Genomic DNA, 20049 nt, shown 5'->3' on the forward strand with positions numbered 1-20049 from the left:
ATTTTGAGTGATTTTTAAATTTTTGACTTTAATTCCAAGCATTTCTGATATATCATTACACATAGGCACAATATCTCCTTAATCGTTGGTTTGGTCACTTACAATTATAGAGATATTTGTGCTTTTTTAATATCAAAAATTAAAATAACGGTCAGTGAATATTTCACCAACCGTTAAAAATATACAACCAAGAATTTCTGTCTCATTCATGCTTTTTCTATTTTTAATGCGCACTATCAATAATGATTTCGTGTAATGCTTTTGATATGAATGATTCAAGTTTGGCTTTGAAAATGTGGTCATGATGTGTACTGAGGAAAAAAGTATATATTGTGATTGTAAGGGGAGTCAAATATGCTTACGGACTAACATGTGTAGTAAATCAGCCAATGTTCCTCGATATAATGATCATCGATTTTTCTAGCTTTTTCTTCTAGGCCTAAAAATTCGAAACCAATTTTGTCAAAGAATACTTTAGCTGTAATATTATTTGATGCAACAGATACCATAATATTTTCTATGCCATGATTTTTGGCATATTGAATAAAGGCATCGATTAATTGATGGGCTAGCGATTCATAGCGATATTGAGGTGTGACATATAAACTTTGGATAAAGGCTTTGTGTTTTTTAGTGATGTGCTGGCTATGGTAAAGTTGTAAAAATCCAACGAGCGTTTCATCTTGAAAAGCACCGAAAACGAGATTTGTATTTTGATTTTCAGGATTGAGAAGATTGTGGATTTCTTCGTCTGTAATTTCAGGGGGAGTATTGAATTCGTGTAAAAAAGTGAGTGGATCATTCTGGTAAGCTTCAGTCATGAGTTTTTTAAATTGACTGGCATCATTATCGGTTAATATTTTAATCATAGGCAACCTCCCGCTTCTTGTTTAAAAATATCTTCAATTACAATCATAATAAATAACATTTAAAATTTCAATGTTATTTTAGGTTTTATAGATTTTATATATTTAATATATAAATGGACGTGATTTTATTGCTTTGTCTCGTTAAAATGTAATAGAATTAAATTTTTGGCTTATGATGAGATGACTCAACTGAGAGGAAACGGATTTAAAATCAAAGAGAGATTAGCGATAGAAGGAAGCGCAAATAAGGTTCACGGCTATGATTAAAATGGAGTCATGCGATTAAAAGTATCAGACATATGAATTAGAAATATAAAAAAGCGATGAAACACGAAAATCAAATCCGTTGTTTCACCGCTTTTTTTATAGATTTATCTATTCAACAACTTCTACATCAAGTGTTACATCGATGTTGCCTTTTGTAGCTTTTGAATAAGGGCAAAAGGCATGTGCTTCTTCTAGTGATTTTTCAGCATCTTCTTGTGAGATGTTTTTAACTTTTGCGCGTATATCAACGGCTAATTTAGGGCTTTCACTGTCAGGGTCTTCTTGAAGTTTAACCGTTAAATCGACAACGGGCTCTGCTTTACGAAAACCGTTTCGTTTTAAGATTAAATCAAAAGCACCATTGAAACATGAAGCATAACCTGTTGCGAAAAGTTGTTCAGGGTTTGTTTCATTTTCTTTAGCGTTATCAGGAGGCGCTAGGTCAAATTCCAATTTTTTATCGTCTGTTTGTACGTGACCTTTACGACCACCTGTATTAGTTGCAGTTGTTTCATAAATTGTTGACATCAATGATTCCTCCCTTAAATACGTATCTGTCAATCTTTACCCATTTACTTAGTTTTTAATCATCACATCTTTTCAAACAAGCAGTGATACGCTATAGTGAGTATATTCAGAAATGACTGACAACTTCAGGAGGGATTAATATGACAAAAATTAAAGTATTTGATGTTATAGAAGATGAGTTACCAGCGCTTCAACAATGGATTGAAGCGCATAAAGGGACAGTTGAAGTAGAATTAACAGCGTCTCCTTTAAATGAGCAACAACTTGAAACATTAGATGATGTCGATGGGGTGACAATTTCGCAAACGACATCATTTGATAGTGCTTACTATGAGCGATTAGTAGATAAAGGGATTCATCATATCGCACAGCGTTCAGCAGGTTATGATCAATTTGATTTAGAAGTTGCCAACCAATACGGCGTTAAAATTTCCAATGTGCCAAGTTATTCTCCTCAATCCATTGCTGAATTTGCGGTTACACGTACATTGGAATTAGTACGTCACACACCACAAATTGATAAAAATATTGCGACACAAGAATTTACTTGGAACTTAAATCTACAGGGACGTACCATAGAATCGCTAAAAATTGGGGTCTTAGGTACCGGTCGTATCGGACGCCGCGCTGCTAAAATTTTTAGTGGTTTTGGTTCAGAAGTTTTAGCTTATGACTTACTTCCTGATGATGATTTGAGAGATGTTGTGACATATGTGGATAGCTTGGAAGAACTCGTTTCAAAAGTAGATGTATTAACATTACATATTCCTGGCTCAAAAGAAAACCATTATTTGATTAATGAGGCGATACTACGTCAAGCGAAACCAGGCCTTATTATCATTAATGCTGCCGTGGTAGCGTTTTGGATACACAAGCCCTCCTTAAAAGTTTAGATGAAGGGATTGTTGCAAGTGCGGCAATCGACACCTATGAAAATGAAGGGGCATATTTTAGACATGATTGGGGAAATAAAAAATTAGATGATCCAGTGTTACAAACGTTGTTAGAACACGAAAATGTGTTGGTTTCTCCACATGTTGCATTCTATACGGATGAAGCCGTTAAAAATTTAGTGGATATCCCACTAGAAGATGTTTTATCATTTATTACGACAGGTCAAGCTGTAAATATTGTCAATCCATAAATGAGAAAAGGTGAATCGCCATTGAAAACACAAATTGTAGCAAGTTTTATGCCACGTCAAAAGCAGTTATCAAATGAACAACGCGCATTGATTCAACAAAATGCGGCTTATTTTGACATTCTTGAATTGCGAATTGACGCCTTAACAGAATGTCACACCATTGTTGTCGAACAACTTATCGATCAAATTTTAGAAAACTATCCAACTAAGCCATTCGAAATCTTAGTGACTTATCGTACACAAAGTCAAGGTGGAGAAGGGCATTACGAAAGGAAAGACTACTTTAAGTTGTTGCGCGGATTAACACAATTAAAACAGATTGATTTAATTGATATTGAATGGGTGCCTGATCAACAAGAGCGAGGGGAGATTGTATCACAAATTCACCAAGCGGGAATGGTTTCGATTGCTTCATACCATAACTTTGAAGAAACACCACCGATAGAAGTGTTGAAAAAAACCTACTATCATATGTCTCAACTAGGAGCCAATCATTTAAAAATTGCAGTCATGCCGAGAACGACACAAGATGTGTTAGTGCTACTACAAGCGCTTTCTGAAACGAGTGACGCCTTGCAACAGTGGGTGACAGGGATATCAATGTCACAATTAGGTTTGATTTCACGAACTGCTCAAAATACTTTTGGTGGGGCACTTTCATATGGTGCATTGGAAAAAGGGGTGGCTCCCGGTCAACTTCATGTTAAACAATTGGCAGAAGTACTTCCATTGTACAGTTTATTTGAAAGTTAAAAGACTCTCGTTTATAATTGATAATGATTATCATTTTAAGGGGTAGATAGAGATGGAGCTTCGTGAAGCAATTAGTTCAAGAAGAAGTATTAAGAAGTTCAAAAGGGATATGTATATTGATGAGTCTGCATTGAAAGAAGTAATATTAGAAGCGGCTGACGCACCAAATCATGGTTTGCGCGAACCGTGGCGCGTTGTCTACGTGCCTAAAAATAAATTAGGCGAAATGAGCCGAGAAATATCAAAATATGCATTCCCAAAAGATAAAGAGAAACAAGAAAGTCATTATGAGGCCGTTACAAATTTGGGAGGATTTTTAGCGCTTATTATGACATGTGATGCGAGACAGAGAGAAGAAAATGAGAACTATCTAGCTATCGGTGCCTTCGCACAAAATCTATTGTTGTTATTGTATGAAAAAGGCATCGGAACATGTTGGAAAACACCGGATTATATTTTTAAACCCAAAATCAGAACTATCTTTGGCGTGGCGCCAGATGAAAAACTTGTTGGTTTTATTTATTTAACAGACTTAGAGGATGAGGCAGATTTTCCGAAAGTAGAACGCAAAAATAGAGGGATATTAACAGAGTATATTTAGTCCAAAACGTTGTTTGAATTGGATTACTGAAAGTGTTCTATTAAACGCATCTCAAAGTAGATAAGGGATAACGCACTTGTGTGTATAGATAAATAGAGGGGCTAGGACATCATCTCGTCCTAGCCCCTCAAATGATTAGCCTAAGCTTTCAGCTAAGTAGCTTTCAACTTGTTCAGGTGATTTTGCATTAGCAGAGTGTAAGTGGTGTAATTTTTGGCCATCTTTAAAGATTAAAATACTTGGAATACCCATAACTTCGTATTCTTCCACTGCTTGATCAAGTTCATCACGATCAACAGAATACCATTCATATTGATTGTATTTTTCAATAATTGGATCAATCCACATATCCATCGCTTTACAGTCTGGACACCAGCCAGCTTCAAATTTAATAATAACAGGTTGCTCGCTTTGGATGATTTGATTGAATGATTCCATGTTAGTAATGCGTTGCATCTAAAACATCTCCTTTATATCTATTACGTAACGACATTATAACGGATTTCATAGGTGAAGTCATCTATGTGATTCATTGATAAACAACGGCATAAGTCGTGCATCTCCTAATATTTAACCGTATTGATATTGGGTATAAAACAAGTGAAGCAGTGGGTGTCTAGTGAAACTACACAATGTTCCACTCGTCTATATAAATTTAGTATCAAACAATGTAGCAATGAATTTTTTGAAAAAAACAAGCATTTTAATTAATAATTTGATATATTAAAATTAATTGGAATAAGGAGGTCAAAGGCATGATCAAATTTTATCATTATCCAAATTGTACAACATGTAAAAAAGCAGCGAAATTTTTATCTGATCATGGTGTAAGCTATGAACCTATCGATATTGTACAGCATACACCGACAGAAAAAGAATTTCGTCAAATTATAGAAAAATCAGGCTTGGATATTAAAAAGTTCTTTAATACACATGGCGCAAAATACAGAGCGTTAAACCTTAAAGACAAATTAGAAAATATGAATGAAGATGAAAAATTAAGTTTACTTGCTTCTGATGGCATGTTAGTAAAGCGACCATTAGCGATCTTAGGTGATAAAGTGACAGTCGGCTTTAATGAAGAGGTCTATCGCAATACTTGGCTATCATAAAATAGTTGATAGAACCGTTCCAATATGTCATGATAAAATTGTAATTGTAAACATTATAGGAGGGGATTAACGTGGCAGTGCCAAGCGAATTAAAATATTCTAAAGAACACGAATGGGTAAAAGTTGAAGGTCAAACAGCAACAATTGGAATTACAGATTTTGCGCAAAGCGAATTAGGTGATATCGTCTTTGTTGAGCTTCCAGAAGTGGAAGATGAACTTACTGAAGGTGAAACTTTCGGTAGTGTGGAATCAGTTAAAACTGTTTCTGAATTATATTCTCCTGTATCAGGAAAAGTCATCGAAGTGAATGAAGGTTTAGAAGACGAACCTGAAGCGGTTAACGAATCACCTTACGAAAAAGCTTGGATGGTAAAAGTTGAATTAAGCGATGAAAGCCAATTAGATGCATTACTAAGTGCAGCTGATTATGAACAAATGATTGGTGAATAATGCCCGCATAAAGACTCCTCGGTAATCTGATTATCAAGGAGTTTTTTGTACTCAAATATTTTTTAGAAGGTGAAGACCATGGCGATGATCAATAAGGTTATTGTTGTAGAAGGTAAATCTGATAAAAAACGTGTTCAAGAGGTGTTGTTAGAACCTGTCGAAATTATATGTACACATGGAACGATGGGAATTGAAAAATTAGACAATATGATTGAATATTTGTATGATAAACAGGTCTACATTTTAGTAGATTCAGATGCGGAAGGTCGAAAAATCCGCAAATGGTTTACAACTTATTTGAGTGAGCGCATCGATATTTTCATCGATACGAATTATAGTGAAGTGGCACGTTGTCCACGCGATTACCTCTCTAATGTATTACAACATTTTGGATTTAAAGTAAAAAAAGATTTTTATGTTAAAGGGAAGTATTCATATCATGAGTGTTTCAGAGCAATTGAACAATATATATAGAAATAGTGATCAAAACGTTCATCTCATATTCGGTTATACACCGATGTGTGGGACATGTAAAATGTCTGAAAGAATGTTAGATATTGCCAATGAGATGACACAATTACCAATTGTGAAAATAGATTTAAATTTTCACCCAGATTGGAGTCAAGCAAATGAAATACAGTCTGTGCCTGTGTTAATGATCATGCATTATGATCAAGAAGTAGAAAGATTGTATGCTTTTCAATCTGTACCGTACTTATTAGAAAAATTAAAAAAAGTGATTGACGCATGTTGATTACAATGATAAGATTAATATCAATTAAATAGTCAGAAAACTCTTATCCGGAGTGGTGGAGGGATGTGCCCTATGAAGCCCGGCAACCGTCTAGTATATAGAAATGGTGCCAATTCACATAAAGTAAAAATTTTACTTTTGAAGATGAGAGAAAAGCGATTCGTGTTAGTGCTTTCTCTTTCATTTTTAAAAAGAGAAAGCATTTTTTATTTTGCAGATAAGAGGGGAAACACAAGGAGGAACAGTATGATTGAGCTTAAAAATATCGTTAAAAAGTACGAGAGTAAATCAAAATCTGTGACAGCTGTAGATCATGTTGACCTAAAGATAGAGAAGGGTTCAATCTATGGTATTATCGGATTTTCTGGTGCTGGTAAAAGTACTTTAATACGATTATTTAATTATCTAGAAACACCTACATCGGGCGATGTGGTTATCGTCGGGGATAACATAGGTCAGCTAAGTAAAGCAGATTTACGTAAAAAACGACAAAAAGTCAGCATGATTTTCCAACACTTTAATTTATTGTGGTCAAGAACGGTATTGGATAATATTATTTTTCCACTAGAAATTGCAGGTGTTGCAAAAAGTGAAGCAAAGCAGACAGCATTAGAGCTCGTTGAACGTGTCGGTTTGAAAGGGAGAGAGCATGCGTATCCTTCTGAATTATCAGGTGGTCAAAAACAGCGTGTCGGCATTGCCCGCGCACTGGCCAATGATCCAGAAGTCTTACTGTGTGACGAAGCAACAAGTGCACTTGACCCTCAAACGACAGATGAAATATTAGATTTACTTTTACAACTTAAAAAGGAAAAGAACTTAACGATTATTATTATTACGCATGAGATGCACGTCATTCGTCGAATTTGTGATGAAGTATCTGTAATGGAAAATGGTCGTGTCATTGAGCAAGGTAAAGTTTCTGATATTTTTGAAAATCCACAGCACGCAGTGACACGTCGCTTTGTTCAAGAAGACTTGAAACCGAGTGATGAGAGCGATGAGCTTGTAGCGACATTTCCTCTAGCAAAGGATGATATTTTAATTAAATTGACTTTTTCTGGCGATAATACAACACGTCCGATATTGTCCCATCTTTCGCAAGAATATCATCTTTCAGCCAATATTTTAGAGGGGAATATTAAACATTCAAAAACGGGCACTATAGGCTATTTACTCGTGCACATTCAAGATGTCTCAAAAATAAATTTTGATGAAGTACAAGCGGACTTAGAGTCACAAAATATCGATGTAGAGGTGGTCAGTCATGGGTAAGAGTTTTAGCGAAATACTTCAAGAGATGATAACAATGCCGAATGTACGTTGGCCTGATGTTTGGGTAGCGACATATGAAACGCTATACATGACAATCATCTCAACAGCATTCTCATTTATATTTGGGCTCATTTTAGGTGTGATTCTGTTTTTAACATCTAAAAGTAAATCTAAAGCAGGTCGTGTATTTTATAGTATTGTTTCTTTCATTGTGAATTTATTTAGAGCGATACCATTTATCATTTTGATTTTATTATTAATTCCATTTACAAGTTTACTTTTAGGCACAATCAGTGGTCCAACAGGTGCTTTACCTGCTTTAATCATTGGGGCATCCCCTTTCTACGGCCGACTCGTAGAAATTGCACTTAAAGAGATTGATAAAGGCGTTATTGAAGCGGCGAAATCAATGGGAGCGACAACTTGGACAGTCGTATTAAAAGTATTGATACCAGAATCACTACCAGCCTTAATTTCAGGTATTACTGTAACAGCGATTGCTTTAGTAGGATCAACAGCAGTAGCAGGTGTTATCGGTGCAGGTGGTTTAGGTAACTTGGCATACTTAACAGGATTTACGCGAAATCAAAACGACGTTATTTTAGTTTCAACCATTTTAATATTAATTTTGGTATTTATTATTCAATTCTTAGGGGATTGGATAACAAATAAAATAGATAAACGCTAATAATAGTGAAGAGGAGACTGTATTAATGAAAAGATTTTTATCGATTATTGTTGTTCTTGTTGTTGCAGTTGCTTTAGCCGCATGTGGAAATGGTTCTGATAGTAAAAAAGAAGACAAAAAGATTGTTGTTGGTGCTTCACCTGCACCACACGCTGAGATCTTAGAAGAAGCAAAACCATTATTAAAAGATAAAGGTTATGATTTGGAAATTAAAACAATTAACGATTACACGACACCAAACAAATTGTTAGATGCTGGCGAATTAGATGCAAACTTTTTCCAACATACACCTTATTTAGACACTGAGAAAAAAGACAAAGGTTATAAAATTGAATCTGCTGGTAATGTTCATTTAGAACCTATGGCGGTTTATTCAAAAAAATATAAAAGCTTAAAAGATTTACCAAAAGGTGCAGAAATTTTCGTTTCTAACAACCCAGCTGAACAAGGTCGTTTCTTAAAATTCTTTGTTGATGAAGGTTTAATTAAGATTAAAAAGGGTGTAAAAATCCAAGACGCAACATTTGATGATATTACTGAAAATAAGAAAGACATTAAATTCAACAGTAAACAATCTGCAGAATTCTTGCCAAAAACATATCAAAATGGTGAAGGTGATGCGGTAATCATCAATTCAAACTTTGCAATCGAGCAAAAATTAAATCCACAAAAAGATTCTATTGCAGTTGAAAAAGGGAATAATAACCCATATGCAAACTTAATTGCTGTTAAAGAAGGTCATAAAGATGACAAGAAAATTAAAGCTTTAATGGAAGTATTACAATCCAAAGATATTAAAGACTTTATTAAAAAGAAATACGATGGTGCAGTTGAACCAGCGAAATAAAAAGCTTAGTGACAGCGTGTTTCAAATGTTTGAACACTTGTCAGCGAGATATGTATCCATGATTTGAATTAAATTTAATGCGTAGTACAAACGATCATCGACTATAAGTGTATGAAAGTGAATGTACTACGCATTTTTTATACCTATTCGCACTTAGAATCAAGCTGTTGTTATTTGAAAGGAGCATACATATGAAAAAATTAACGTTATTACTTACATCTATTGCAGTATTCGCACTTGTATTAACGGGCTGTGGACAAGATAAAACGAGCAAAGCAGATGACAAAAAAATAGTTGTCGCAGCAACACCAACACCCCACGGTGAAATTGCTAAAAAAGCTGGCGAAATTATGAAAAAGAAAGGTTATGATGTTCAAATTCGCGAAGTCAATGACTACAAAATCCCAAACAAGTTATTAGATAAAGGCGATGTCGATGCTAACTTATTTCAACACGTTCCTTACTTAAAAGAAGAGAAAAAATCACACGGTTACAAAATTGAAGAAGTTGGCAAAGTTTTAACAACACCTATGGGCGTCTACAGTAAAAAACATAAAAGCTTAAAAGATTTACCTGATGGTGCGAAAATCTATATTTCTAATAATCCAGCAGAAGAAGGACGTTTCTTATCATTCTTCGTAAAAGCTGGGTTAATTAAAATCAAAGACGGCGTTAAAATTGAAGATGCAAAATTAGATGATATTGTTGAAAATAAAAAGCATTTGAAATTTGATAACCAACAAGGGGCAGAGTTTTTACCTAAAACGTATAATAATAATGAAGGCGATGCGGTTATTATGAATTCAAACTATGCGATTGACAATGGTTTGAAACCACTTAAAGATTCTATTGCGGTCGAGGATGAATCGTCACCATTTGCGAATATTTTAGCTGTCAAAGAAGGCCATAAAAATGATAAGAAATATCAAGAGTTTCTAAAAGCCTTACAATCTGCTGAAGTGAGAGACTACATTAAAAAAGAATACGATGGTGCAGTGATTCCTGCAAAATAACATTGATAATTAAGGGAACAGTCTGAGAATTTCATCTCGTAATTGATAATATGGATTCAGTAACGGGCTTTTCCTTCTTTAATAAGAGGTTTAAAGATTGTTATTGATGGGGAGGAAATGAAGTTGCTTCTAAGTGGAATCAATCAAAAATGTACCGAGTTTCTTCCTATTTAAATAAATAATAATTTTATAATAATCAATGAAAAGGCGGGGCAATGAAGTCAAATCGATTTCTGTCCCGCCTTTGTATATGATTTAGGACTCATTAGTGAAGCGACCTAAAATAAAACTAATTATAAATCCTAAGATAAGTGTGATTATCGATGCTAACCATGTAAGGCCCTGATTAGGCAAACCAGGAAAAACTGAAAATAGTGAACCAATCACTAAACCGAGTATGGCTGCATAAGTGAGATAAGTGTAATGCTTTAACAAATACGTAATCACTTTACTTGCGATTAGAAACCCTACAACTATCCCCATACCTACCATTAAAATAACAGGTAAAGCTTCGAAATTGAAACGTACAATTTCAGAAATGGAATAAGTTACAGTACTGTATACACCGAATAATAATAATATAAATGACCCAGAAATCCCTGGTAATAACATTGCACTTGATGCACATACGCCAGCAATAAAATATTTAATGAGCATTGGCAGGGACAAATCAATATGGCTAGGTGCAGCATGTGAAGTCTCCCCTTTAAAATATGCCATCAATGCAAGTGCTATAATAGCCACTCCCATAATGATCCAATGTTGGATTTTGTAGGTTTGTTTGTAGTGTGAAATACGTAATAAAAATGGAATAATCCCTAAAATTAATCCAAAAAAGAAAAACATCGTTGGTATTAAGTGTGTTGCTAACAGATAATTGATAACGCTACTTAAAATGCCGATTGCCAAAGCCATTCCGATAATAATAGGTAATAAAAACAAGATACTTTTTTTGAAATGCTTTGAAAAAACACCACTTACAGAAGCGATAAAATCATCGTAAATGCCTAGGAGTAATGCGATTGTTCCGCCACTGACGCCGGGAATCAGATCACTAATGCCCATCGCAAAACCTCTAGGGATATTTGAAATCTTAAATTTCGACATGATTCTATTCCTTTCCTTAGTTTATCGTTACATCATACCACATTATAACTGATTTCAATCCTATGTCATCTATAATATATGTCAAAAATGACGAATGAGAACAGGAGGGATGTGATTATCAATAACTTTTCTAAAAAAGATTCTGGTTTGCTTTCTCAAGATGTCTTGTAATATAACCCGAAACGGTTTATAATTCCCATCATTTCCGTTATAATAAGCAATTAGAGACCAAAGAAAACTTTTTGACGTTACATTAAAATTATTATAAACTAAACTATGGAATCTAACATTATTTTGGAGGGAATATTAATGCCATCAACATTAGAAATTAAAGACTTACATGTGTCTATTGAAGATAAAGAGATATTAAAAGGTGTCAATTTAACGATCAATACTGGGGAAATTCACGCGATCATGGGGCCAAATGGTACTGGGAAATCTACTTTATCATCAGCAATTATGGGGCATCCGTCATATGAAGTGACGAAAGGTGAAGTATTATTAGATGGGGTCAATATTTTAGAATTAGACGTAGATGAACGCGCTAAAGCGGGTCTATTCTTAGCAATGCAATACCCATCAGAAATCACAGGTGTTTCAAATGCAGACTTCATGCGTTCGGCTATGAATGCACAACGCGAAGAAGGTAACGAAATTAACTTAATGCAATTTATTAAGCAACTTGATAAACAAATGGATTTCTTAGACATGGACAAAGATATGGCACAACGCTACTTAAACGAAGGCTTCTCAGGCGGTGAGAAAAAACGTAACGAGATTTTACAATTAATGATGTTACAACCTAAATTTGCTATTCTCGATGAGATTGACTCAGGTCTTGATATTGACGCTTTGAAAGTCGTATCAAAAGGGATTAACGAAATGCGTGGCGATGAATTTGGTGCGTTAATTATTACACACTACCAACGTTTATTAAATTACATTACACCGGATCACGTTCACGTTATGTATAATGGTATCGTTGTAAAATCTGGTGGCTCTGAATTAGCGAAACGTCTTGAAGAAGAAGGTTACGAGTGGGTTAAAGAAGAATACGAAACAGCTATTTCAAATCAATAATCATCATAGGAGGAAATAATTATGACTACTGAAACATTAAATATTTCTGAAGCACAACTTGTTGATTATTCCCAATCTCAAAACGAACCTTCTTGGATGACAGAGTTAAGAAAAGAAGCGTTTAAACAAGCTGAATCTTTGGAAATGCCAAAACCTGATAAAACGAAATTAAATAAATGGGATTTCGATTCATTCAAACAGCATGAAACACAAGGTGCTGTGTTCCATGATTTAAAGGAATTACCAAGTGAAATTGACCGTATTATTAACGTTGAAAATACAGAAAACCTTGTGATTCAACATAACAATACATCTGCATATACAAAAGTTAATGATAAAGCACTTCAAGATGGTGTGATTATTGAGCATATAAGCGAAGCGTTAATCAATCATAGTGATTTAGTTCAAAAGTATTTTATGAAAGATGCCGTTACGGTAGATGAACACCGCTTAACTGCTTTACACACTGCTTTAATGAATGGCGGAATTTTTGTATACGTTCCTAAAAATGTCGTTGTTGAACATCCAATTCAATACGTTGTACTTCATGACGATGAAAATGCGAGCTTCTTTAATCACGTTCTTTTAGTGACTGAAGAGAGTGCTGAAGTGACTTACGTTGAGAATTATCTATCAACGACAAGTGGAGAAGGAAATCAATTAAATATTGTTTCTGAAGTTATCGCGGGTGCCAATTCTAACATTTCATATGGATCTGTAGACTTCTTAGATAAAGGTTTCACTGGACATATTATCCGTCGTGGTGTGACAGAAGCAGATGCAACAATTAAGTGGTCTTTAGGTTTAATGAATGAAGGCAATCAAATCATCGACAATACAACAAATTTAATTGGTGACCGTTCAACTTCTGAATTGAAGTCAGTTGTAGTCGGACGTGGCGATCAAACAATTAACTTAACATCAAGAATTGTACAATATGGTAAAGAAACAGATGGCTACATCTTAAAACATGGTGTAATGAAAGAAAGTGCCTCATCCATTTTCAATGGCATTGGACATATTAAACATGGAGGCTCAGGTTCTGCTGCTAACCAAGAATCACGTGTGTTAATGTTATCTGAGCATGCACGTGGGGATGCGAACCCTATTCTTCTTATTGATGAAGACGATGTAGAAGCAGGACACGCGGCGTCTGTAGGACGTGTTGATCCTGAGCAACTTTACTATTTAATGAGTCGTGGTATTTCACAACGCGAAGCAGAACGTCTTGTCATTCACGGATTCTTAGACCCAGTAGTACGTGAATTACCAATTGAAGATGTACAACGTCAATTACGAGAAGTTATCGAATTAAAAATAGGCAAATAATACAATTCTAGAAAGGTCTGTGATTGTAGTGGCCGATACAAAATTAGATGTAGAAGCAATTATCAAAGACTTTCCCATTTTAGACCAAAAAGTCAATGGCAAACGTCTTGCATATTTGGATTCAACAGCAACAAGTCAAAAGCCTAAGCAAGTGATTGATACATTACGTGACTATTACGAGCGATACAATTCTAATGTTCATCGTGGTGTGCATACATTAGGCTCACTTGCAACAGATGGTTATGAAGGTGCACGCGAAACGGTACGTCGTTTTATACATGCGAAACACTTTGAAGAAATTATTTTCACACGTGGAACAACAGCATCTATAAACATGATTGCACATAGTTATGGTGATGCAAATGTGGAACAAGGCGATGAAATCGTTGTAACCCAAATGGAACATCATGCGAATTTAGTGCCTTGGCAACAGCTTGCACACCGTAAAGGGGCGACCCTCAAATTCATACCGATGTCAGAAGATGGCACATTATCCATTGAAGCGGTTAAAGAAACGATTACCGATCAAACTAAAATTGTGGCCATTGCGCATGTTTCAAATGTCTTAGGTACAATTAATGATATTAAGGCAATTGCTGAAATAGCCCATGCACATGGTGCCATAATCTCAGTTGACGGTGCACAATCTGTACCGCATATGAAAGTAGATGTACAAGATTTAAACGTTGATTTTTATAGTTTTAGTGGCCACAAAATGCTTGGACCTACTGGTATCGGCGTTTTATATGGTAAACGTGAACTATTAAATGAAATGGAACCGACAGAGTTCGGTGGAGATATGATTGATTTTGTTGGTTTGTATGAAAGTACATGGACAGATTTACCTACAAAATTTGAAGCGGGAACACCTCTGATTGCACAAGCGATTGGTTTGCAAGCAGCGATTGAGTACATTGAGTTTATTGGATTTGATGCTATTCATGCGCATGAGCAAGCATTGACGCAATATGCTTACGAACAAATGTCTCAAATCGAAGGTATTGATATTTATGGTCCAGCTAAAGACAATCGTGCTGGTATTATCACCTTCAACCTCAAGGATGTTCATCCTCACGATGTGGCAACTGCTCTAGATACGGAAGGTGTCGCAGTTCGTGCAGGCCATCATTGTGCACAGCCGTTAATGAAATGGCTCAATGTATCATCAACAGCGCGGGCAAGTTTTTATATCTATAATACAAAAGAAGATGTGGATCAACTTGTCGAAGGATTGAAACAAACGAAGGAGTTTTTCTCATATGAATTTTAATAACCTAGACCAATTATATCGTTCAGTTATTATGGATCATTATAAAAATCCTCGTAATAAAGGTGTAATCGAGGATGGTACGATGACAGTGGATATGAATAACCCAACATGTGGTGACCGTATTCGTCTCACATTTGATATCGTCGATGGCATTATTAAAGATGCGAAATTCGAGGGTGAAGGTTGTTCGATTTCAATGTCGAGTGCGTCAATGATGACTGAAGCGATTAAAGGGCATAGTTTAAAAGAAGCAATGCAAATGAGCCAAGAGTTCACAAAAATGATGCTTGGTGAAGATTATGAGATTACTGAAGATATGGGAGATATCGAAGCGTTACAAGGTGTTTCTCAATTTCCAGCACGAATTAAATGTGCCACACTCGCATGGAAGGCACTTGAAAAGGGTACAGTTGAAAAAGAAGGTAAAAGTGAAGATTAACACTAAATGGTGTATACGAGAAAACGTATTTCAAAATAGAGAATTGGGTAGTCAAAGGGTACTCATGTATTAATTAAGAAATAGGAGTGATGATTGATGGCTAAAAAAGCACCTGATGTAGGCGATTATAAATATGGCTTCCATGATGAAGACGTATCTATTTTTAGATCAGAGCGTGGTTTGACAGAAAATATTGTACGCGAAATTTCAAGAATGAAAGATGAACCTGAATGGATGTTAGACTTTCGTTTGAAAGCTTTAAAGTTATTCTATAAAATGCCGATGCCTCAATGGGGTGGAGATTTATCAGAATTAGACTTTGATGACATTACGTATTATGTCAAACCTTCAGAACGTTCAGAGCGTTCTTGGGATGAAGTGCCAGAAGAAATTAAACGTACGTTTGATAAATTAGGTATCCCAGAAGCAGAACAAAAATATTTAGCAGGTGTTTCTGCACAATATGAATCTGAAGTTGTTTACCATAATATGGAGAAAGAATTAGAAGAAAAAGGTATTATCTTCAAAGATACAGATACTGCACTTAAAGAGAATGAAGACTTGTTTAAAGAGTATTTCGCATCTGTTATCCCTGCTGGTGACAATAAGTTTGCTGCTTTAAACTCAGCAGTTTGGTCAGGTGGTTCATTCATCTATGTACCTAAAAATATTCAATTAGATACACCTTTACAAGCATACTTCCGTATTAACTCAGAAAATATGGGACAATTTGAGCGTACACTCATTATTGCTGATGAAGGTGCCTCTGTTAACTATGTTGAAGGCTGTACAGCACCAGTGTATACAACAAACTCTCTACACTCAGCGGTTGTAGAAATTATCGTCCACAAAGATGCACATGTACGTTATACAACAATCCAAAACTGGGCTAACAATGTTTATAACTTAGTTACTAAACGTACGTTCGTTCATGAAAATGGTAACATGGAATGGGTCGATGGAAACTTAGGGTCTAAGTTGACAATGAAATATCCTGCCTGCGTATTATTAGGTGAAGGTGCTAAAGGTAGCACACTTTCTATCGCTTTTGCAGGTCAAGGTCAAGTCCAAGATGCAGGTGCAAAAATGATTCATAAAGCACCAAACACATCTTCTACTATTGTGTCAAAATCAATTTCTAAAGATGGCGGTAAAGTGGTTTATCGCGGTATCGTTCACTTTGGACGTAAAGCGAAAGGTGCACGTTCTAATATCGAATGTGATACTTTAATCCTTGATAACGAGTCAACTTCTGACACAATTCCTTACAACGAAATTTTCAATGACAATATCTCACTTGAACATGAGGCAAAAGTTTCTAAAGTTTCTGAAGAGCAATTGTTCTATCTCATGTCACGTGGTATTTCTGAAGAAGAAGCGACAGAAATGATCGTTATGGGATTTATCGAGCCATTCACAAAAGAATTACCAATGGAATATGCCGTTGAAATGAACCGATTAATCAAATTCGAAATGGAAGGCTCTATTGGATAGAGTTACTCTTCGTTAAAATAGGCATTTAATGATTAAAGGATAGTCTCGCATTAGAGACTATCCTTTTTTAATAGTTATCATTTTATATATTGTATAATATTGGGCTAAATGTTATGCTTGTAAAAATTTGTATAATAGGATGTATTTATGTCAAATCTTACAATAAGACGACAGAAAATAAGATATCAAGATTTTATATTATTTCCACTTTTTCTTTTGCTTCAATTCTTTTCTCCCTTATTAGCTGAGCAATACTTGCCAAATATGTTATCTACGGTGATGAATTATCATTTAACCCCTGAAATGCAAGCACTGTTATTCAATATTATTATGTTTACAGCACAGCTGATTATTATCCTACTCTTCATTTTTTTAAAAAGAGATTCAATTTTCAAACATTTTCAACACAGGTGGATGGAATTACATTTTTATATTAAGAAAATCATTTTTGTTTACATCATTTGGAGTGCTTTTATTTTGATTTATCAAAAAGTAGCCCCACTTGCAATATTGGACACTCAAAATTATATTTTTATATTGAGCTTATTAACAATAGGTGGACTGACGCCAATTGTCGAAGAAATACTCTTTCGTCATTTACTTATCGGCGAATTAGGGAAGAAATGGGGCTACCTAACAATGTCTTGTGTCTATCTTATTATTTGGTGTTTCACACTTTTTACATTTTCAATCTATTTGGACATTCTTACCTTTTATTTTAGGAGGTATTACACTTACTTATGTATATTTAACATCAAATCGAAACCTTCTCGCTGTGATTGCATTGCACATGCTTATTAATACAGTGTCGCATATTTTAAATTCAATTTAACAAGTATCAAAGTATTGTTCCACTCGTATGGAACAATTCATCAAGTATCATAATCAAAGTCTACAATACATACTATGAATTTAAAACTCATTGTTTTAATTGTTCTTTTTAAGTGTTACTGAGGAGCGTTAACATGCTGCTTTGAAATGTTACGAGATGCGATTGCATATGCCTAACTATTATGGGTATAAACTTAGTAATCTTTTTTGTCAGTAGTTAACTTGCAATTTAAATGCGCATCATAGACAATAAAGTTAATATGATTTATGATTTAAAATTTTTTCGATTTTAAGATGATTTTAAAGGTAGAAAGTTCAACTAGAAAACACTGTAGGCCGAGTTTTTTGTCGTTTTCGATGAATGCTTAAATAACTGGGCTAGAGGCTTGTTGACTTTTACTGAAAATTAGAGGGGGAACCGATTAATGATCATTGCGATCATTTTATTAATTTTTGTATCTTGTTTCTTTTCAGGAAGTGAAACTGCACTCACTGCAGCAAACAGGGTCAAACTCAAATCTGAAGCAGACCAAAATAATAAAAAGTCCGCAAACTTATTAAAGCTTTTAGATAAACCGAGTGCGTTTATTACGACCATATTGATTGGTAATAATATCGCAAATATTTTATTACCGACGTTGGTGACGATATTGGCGGTTGATTTAGGGTTAAACGTCGGGATTGCTTCGGCGATTTTAACTGTAGTGATTATTGTTTTTGCGGAAGTGATTCCAAAATCAATAGCTGCCACATTTCCAGATCCGATTGCTCGACTTGTCTTTCCTATTATTCGCTTTTTTGTCATTATATTAAAGCCAATTACCGTTGTTTTAAATGCGATAACAGATGGGATTAATCGCTTATTGTCTCGCGGTCAAGAGAACCAAGGTATGTCTAAAGAAGAAGTGCGTACAATGGTTTCTATTGCGGGGACTGAAGGCGCCTTTAATGAGATGGAGCGTAATCGTATCCAAGGTGTCATGAACTTTGACCGTTTGAAAGTGAACGATATTAACAATACGCCGCGCGTGAATGTGACCTCGTTATCTGTGGAAAATGATTATGATGAAGTGTATGACATTGTCACTAATCATCCTTATACGCGCTATCCGGTTTATGAAGGCGACATCGATCATGTTGTTGGTGTATTTCATTCAAAGTATTTACTTGCATGGAGTAAAACGCCTGAAAAGTCAGTTTTAGATTTCTGTTCAGAACCACTTTTTGTTTATGAGCATAATCGTGCAGAATGGGTACTCAGAAAAATGACCATTACAAGAAAACATATGGCGATTGTGTTAGATGAATACGGAGGCACAGATGCAATTGTCACGCATGAAGATTTGATTGAAGAAATGTTAGGTATGGAAATTGAAGACGAAATGGATCGTGAAGAAAACGATAAATTGAATCAAGTTCGTTAATCCGATTAACGAGTGTCATCATTGTTCTCAAAGACAAAGGGGAGATTTTGATGTGGTATCAAACCGAATTGACACTGCGACTTCGTATAAAATATCCAATCATACCAGCAGGAATGGCAGGTTCAACAACACCAGAACTTGTAGCAGAAGTGTCTCGAAATGGGGATTGGGGACGATAGGGGCAGGTTATTTGTCACCTGATGATTTAGCCACTTCTATTAAACAAGTTAAAGCGCTGACGTCAAAACCATTCGCAGTTAATCTATTTGTTCCTGAAACTTTTTCAAATTGCTTCTGTCAGTACACATATGTAGCCTTTGGAAATTTCAAAGCTTCAAGGATAACTTTTAATCTGAATTCTTTTCAGAGTTCTTCAATAACTCTTGATTCGATTTTAGCAGTCGGCTCGGTATACTTATCCCTGAAGCTTTCAACTTTTTTATATAGGCAAGTTCAGCTCGTAAAAGTTCGTTTTCATATTCAAGATTTATTACATAATTATTATTAAGCTTATTAATCTTTTTCTTATTCATAGATGGACGTCCTTCCTTTTTTTCTTTCAAGTCCTTCAATGCCGAATGCAATGTATGCATGATACCATTTTCTTACTATAGATCTATTAATACCATGGCGTTTTCCAATGGCACTATAGCCGCCTAATCCATTAATATAATCATTAACTACTTTCATCTTGAATTCCAAATCATATTTAGCCAAAATAAAACACCCTAAATGTTAGATTTTAGGTCTAACTTTTGGGGTGCACATCAAA

The 20049-nt window shown here is 35.1% G+C and carries 22 protein-coding genes, 2 pseudogenes and 1 riboswitch; of the genes and pseudogenes, 19 read left to right on the forward strand and 5 right to left on the reverse strand.

Annotated elements, in window-relative coordinates; genetic code table 11:
* Positions 1 to 365 precede the first annotated feature (365 nt).
* Together HMPREF1208_RS01450 and HMPREF1208_RS01455 are read right to left on the reverse strand one after the other, a co-directional pair.
* Positions 366 to 869 (reverse strand): GNAT family N-acetyltransferase, encoded by a 504-nt coding sequence (locus HMPREF1208_RS01450; RefSeq protein ID WP_016424562.1) that lies wholly within the window; start codon positions 867 to 869, stop codon positions 366 to 368.
* A gap of 375 nt (positions 870 to 1244) precedes the next feature.
* Complete coding sequence (locus tag HMPREF1208_RS01455) at positions 1245 to 1664, reverse strand: organic hydroperoxide resistance protein (RefSeq protein WP_016424563.1); 420 nt, start codon at positions 1662 to 1664, stop codon at positions 1245 to 1247.
* Positions 1665 to 1804: 140 nt separating this feature from the next.
* Between HMPREF1208_RS01455 and HMPREF1208_RS01460 the strand changes: the two are divergent.
* The 3 genes and pseudogenes from HMPREF1208_RS01460 (at position 1805) to HMPREF1208_RS01470 (ending at position 4162) form a co-directional block, all read left to right on the forward strand.
* Positions 1805 to 2808: pseudogene (locus HMPREF1208_RS01460) on the forward strand (D-2-hydroxyacid dehydrogenase).
* Positions 2809 to 2829: 21 nt separating this feature from the next.
* Positions 2830 to 3561, forward strand: coding sequence for a type I 3-dehydroquinate dehydratase (gene aroD, locus HMPREF1208_RS01465; RefSeq protein WP_016424566.1), 732 nt, complete (start codon positions 2830 to 2832; stop codon positions 3559 to 3561).
* A 52-nt stretch (positions 3562 to 3613) separates the two neighbouring features.
* The gene (locus HMPREF1208_RS01470) at positions 3614 to 4162 is read left to right on the forward strand and encodes a nitroreductase family protein (RefSeq protein ID WP_016424567.1); all 549 of its coding nucleotides are present in this window, start codon (positions 3614 to 3616) and stop codon (positions 4160 to 4162) included.
* 135 nt (positions 4163 to 4297) lie between these two features.
* On the opposite strand, the gene HMPREF1208_RS01475 is transcribed toward HMPREF1208_RS01470, so the two are convergent.
* On the reverse strand, positions 4298 to 4618 hold the full coding sequence (locus tag HMPREF1208_RS01475) for a thioredoxin family protein (RefSeq protein WP_016424568.1): 321 nt from the start codon (positions 4616 to 4618) through the stop codon (positions 4298 to 4300).
* Positions 4619 to 4917: 299 nt separating this feature from the next.
* Between HMPREF1208_RS01475 and HMPREF1208_RS01480 the strand changes: the two genes are divergently transcribed.
* The 8 genes from HMPREF1208_RS01480 to HMPREF1208_RS01515 all read left to right on the forward strand — a co-directional run bounded on the left by HMPREF1208_RS01480 (position 4918) and on the right by HMPREF1208_RS01515 (position 10303).
* Positions 4918 to 5274: an arsenate reductase family protein gene (locus HMPREF1208_RS01480; protein WP_016424569.1), complete on the forward strand. Its 357-nt coding sequence runs from the start codon at positions 4918 to 4920 to the stop codon at positions 5272 to 5274.
* A gap of 71 nt (positions 5275 to 5345) precedes the next feature.
* Positions 5346 to 5726, forward strand: coding sequence for a glycine cleavage system protein GcvH (gene gcvH, locus HMPREF1208_RS01485; protein ID WP_016424570.1), 381 nt, complete (start codon positions 5346 to 5348; stop codon positions 5724 to 5726).
* A gap of 78 nt (positions 5727 to 5804) precedes the next feature.
* Positions 5805 to 6200 (forward strand): toprim domain-containing protein, encoded by a 396-nt coding sequence (locus tag HMPREF1208_RS01490; RefSeq protein ID WP_016424571.1) that lies wholly within the window; start codon positions 5805 to 5807, stop codon positions 6198 to 6200.
* Positions 6166 to 6480, forward strand: a complete 315-nt coding sequence (locus HMPREF1208_RS01495) for a thioredoxin family protein (protein WP_016424572.1) — start codon at positions 6166 to 6168, stop codon at positions 6478 to 6480. The genes HMPREF1208_RS01490 and HMPREF1208_RS01495 overlap by 35 nt, the downstream gene beginning before the upstream one ends.
* A gap of 40 nt (positions 6481 to 6520) precedes the next feature.
* Positions 6521 to 6631, forward strand: a riboswitch (SAM riboswitch).
* A gap of 95 nt (positions 6632 to 6726) precedes the next feature.
* Positions 6727 to 7755 carry a methionine ABC transporter ATP-binding protein gene (locus HMPREF1208_RS01500; RefSeq protein WP_037559069.1) on the forward strand — a complete coding sequence of 343 codons (1029 nt, stop codon included), beginning with the start codon at positions 6727 to 6729 and terminating at the stop codon, positions 7753 to 7755.
* A complete protein-coding gene (locus HMPREF1208_RS01505) occupies positions 7748 to 8443 on the forward strand; it encodes a methionine ABC transporter permease (RefSeq protein ID WP_016424574.1) in 696 nt (231 codons plus the stop codon). Before HMPREF1208_RS01500 ends, HMPREF1208_RS01505 begins: the two co-directional genes overlap by 8 nt.
* Positions 8444 to 8468: 25 nt before the next feature.
* Positions 8469 to 9290: a MetQ/NlpA family ABC transporter substrate-binding protein gene (locus HMPREF1208_RS01510; protein WP_016424575.1), complete on the forward strand. Its 822-nt coding sequence runs from the start codon at positions 8469 to 8471 to the stop codon at positions 9288 to 9290.
* Between the two features lie 191 nt (positions 9291 to 9481).
* A complete protein-coding gene (locus tag HMPREF1208_RS01515; RefSeq protein WP_016424576.1) occupies positions 9482 to 10303 on the forward strand; it encodes a MetQ/NlpA family ABC transporter substrate-binding protein in 822 nt (273 codons plus the stop codon).
* A 255-nt stretch (positions 10304 to 10558) separates the two neighbouring features.
* On the opposite strand, the gene HMPREF1208_RS01520 is transcribed toward HMPREF1208_RS01515, so the two are convergent.
* Complete coding sequence (locus HMPREF1208_RS01520; RefSeq protein WP_016424577.1) at positions 10559 to 11410, reverse strand: DUF368 domain-containing protein; 852 nt, start codon at positions 11408 to 11410, stop codon at positions 10559 to 10561.
* Positions 11411 to 11719: 309 nt separating this feature from the next.
* Between HMPREF1208_RS01520 and sufC the strand changes: the two genes are divergently transcribed.
* The 8 genes and pseudogenes from sufC to HMPREF1208_RS12315 all read left to right on the forward strand — a co-directional run.
* The gene (sufC, locus tag HMPREF1208_RS01525; RefSeq protein ID WP_016424578.1) at positions 11720 to 12490 is read left to right on the forward strand and encodes a Fe-S cluster assembly ATPase SufC; all 771 of its coding nucleotides are present in this window, start codon (positions 11720 to 11722) and stop codon (positions 12488 to 12490) included.
* Positions 12491 to 12511: 21 nt separating this feature from the next.
* Complete coding sequence (gene sufD, locus HMPREF1208_RS01530; protein ID WP_016424579.1) at positions 12512 to 13819, forward strand: Fe-S cluster assembly protein SufD; 1308 nt, start codon at positions 12512 to 12514, stop codon at positions 13817 to 13819.
* A 28-nt stretch (positions 13820 to 13847) separates the two neighbouring features.
* Entirely contained in the window at positions 13848 to 15089 is a 1242-nt protein-coding gene (locus tag HMPREF1208_RS01535; protein ID WP_016424580.1) for a cysteine desulfurase, read from the forward strand.
* Positions 15079 to 15528 carry a Fe-S cluster assembly sulfur transfer protein SufU gene (sufU, locus tag HMPREF1208_RS01540; RefSeq protein WP_016424581.1) on the forward strand — a complete coding sequence of 150 codons (450 nt, stop codon included), beginning with the start codon at positions 15079 to 15081 and terminating at the stop codon, positions 15526 to 15528. The genes HMPREF1208_RS01535 and sufU overlap by 11 nt, the downstream gene beginning before the upstream one ends.
* Positions 15529 to 15624: 96 nt before the next feature.
* Entirely contained in the window at positions 15625 to 17022 is a 1398-nt protein-coding gene (sufB, locus tag HMPREF1208_RS01545) for a Fe-S cluster assembly protein SufB (protein ID WP_016424582.1), read from the forward strand.
* Between the two features lie 646 nt (positions 17023 to 17668).
* Positions 17669 to 17854 carry a CPBP family glutamic-type intramembrane protease gene (locus HMPREF1208_RS12630; protein ID WP_081635130.1) on the forward strand — a complete coding sequence of 62 codons (186 nt, stop codon included), beginning with the start codon at positions 17669 to 17671 and terminating at the stop codon, positions 17852 to 17854.
* Positions 17855 to 18278: 424 nt separating this feature from the next.
* Complete coding sequence (locus HMPREF1208_RS01555; RefSeq protein WP_016424584.1) at positions 18279 to 19277, forward strand: CNNM domain-containing protein; 999 nt, start codon at positions 18279 to 18281, stop codon at positions 19275 to 19277.
* Between the two features lie 50 nt (positions 19278 to 19327).
* Positions 19328 to 19554: pseudogene (locus HMPREF1208_RS12315) on the forward strand (nitronate monooxygenase); the annotation flags it as partial.
* Positions 19555 to 19802: 248 nt separating this feature from the next.
* Here HMPREF1208_RS12315 and HMPREF1208_RS12160 read toward each other — a convergent pair.
* The gene (locus tag HMPREF1208_RS12160; RefSeq protein ID WP_037559071.1) at positions 19803 to 19994 is read right to left on the reverse strand and encodes a helix-turn-helix domain-containing protein; all 192 of its coding nucleotides are present in this window, start codon (positions 19992 to 19994) and stop codon (positions 19803 to 19805) included.
* Positions 19995 to 20049 lie beyond the last annotated feature (55 nt).

Origin of the sequence: Staphylococcus sp. HGB0015 (genome assembly GCF_000411275.1) — a bacterium.
Taxonomy (GTDB): Bacteria; Bacillota; Bacilli; order Staphylococcales; family Staphylococcaceae; genus Staphylococcus; species Staphylococcus schleiferi.

Excerpts from the sequence above, each read along its gene's own strand:
- HMPREF1208_RS01520 (WP_016424577.1), bottom strand. The coding sequence starts at position 11,410 with ATGTCGAAATTTAAGATTTCAAATATCCCTAGAGGTTTTGCGATGGGC.
- HMPREF1208_RS01490 (WP_016424571.1), top strand. The coding sequence starts at position 5,805 with ATGGCGATGATCAATAAGGTTATTGTTGTAGAAGGTAAATCTGATAAA.
- HMPREF1208_RS01470 (WP_016424567.1), top strand. The coding sequence starts at position 3,614 with ATGGAGCTTCGTGAAGCAATTAGTTCAAGAAGAAGTATTAAGAAGTTC.
- sufC (WP_016424578.1), top strand. The coding sequence starts at position 11,720 with ATGCCATCAACATTAGAAATTAAAGACTTACATGTGTCTATTGAAGAT.
- HMPREF1208_RS01455 (WP_016424563.1), bottom strand. The coding sequence starts at position 1,664 with ATGTCAACAATTTATGAAACAACTGCAACTAATACAGGTGGTCGTAAA.
- HMPREF1208_RS01495 (WP_016424572.1), top strand. The coding sequence starts at position 6,166 with ATGAGTGTTTCAGAGCAATTGAACAATATATATAGAAATAGTGATCAA.
- sufD (WP_016424579.1), top strand. The coding sequence starts at position 12,512 with ATGACTACTGAAACATTAAATATTTCTGAAGCACAACTTGTTGATTAT.
- HMPREF1208_RS01480 (WP_016424569.1), top strand. The coding sequence starts at position 4,918 with ATGATCAAATTTTATCATTATCCAAATTGTACAACATGTAAAAAAGCA.
- sufB (WP_016424582.1), top strand. The coding sequence starts at position 15,625 with ATGGCTAAAAAAGCACCTGATGTAGGCGATTATAAATATGGCTTCCAT.
- HMPREF1208_RS01555 (WP_016424584.1), top strand. The coding sequence starts at position 18,279 with ATGATCATTGCGATCATTTTATTAATTTTTGTATCTTGTTTCTTTTCA.
- HMPREF1208_RS01475 (WP_016424568.1), bottom strand. The coding sequence starts at position 4,618 with ATGCAACGCATTACTAACATGGAATCATTCAATCAAATCATCCAAAGC.
- HMPREF1208_RS01500 (WP_037559069.1), top strand. The coding sequence starts at position 6,727 with ATGATTGAGCTTAAAAATATCGTTAAAAAGTACGAGAGTAAATCAAAA.
- HMPREF1208_RS01450 (WP_016424562.1), bottom strand. The coding sequence starts at position 869 with ATGATTAAAATATTAACCGATAATGATGCCAGTCAATTTAAAAAACTC.
- HMPREF1208_RS01510 (WP_016424575.1), top strand. The coding sequence starts at position 8,469 with ATGAAAAGATTTTTATCGATTATTGTTGTTCTTGTTGTTGCAGTTGCT.
- HMPREF1208_RS01505 (WP_016424574.1), top strand. The coding sequence starts at position 7,748 with ATGGGTAAGAGTTTTAGCGAAATACTTCAAGAGATGATAACAATGCCG.
- HMPREF1208_RS01515 (WP_016424576.1), top strand. The coding sequence starts at position 9,482 with ATGAAAAAATTAACGTTATTACTTACATCTATTGCAGTATTCGCACTT.
- sufU (WP_016424581.1), top strand. The coding sequence starts at position 15,079 with ATGAATTTTAATAACCTAGACCAATTATATCGTTCAGTTATTATGGAT.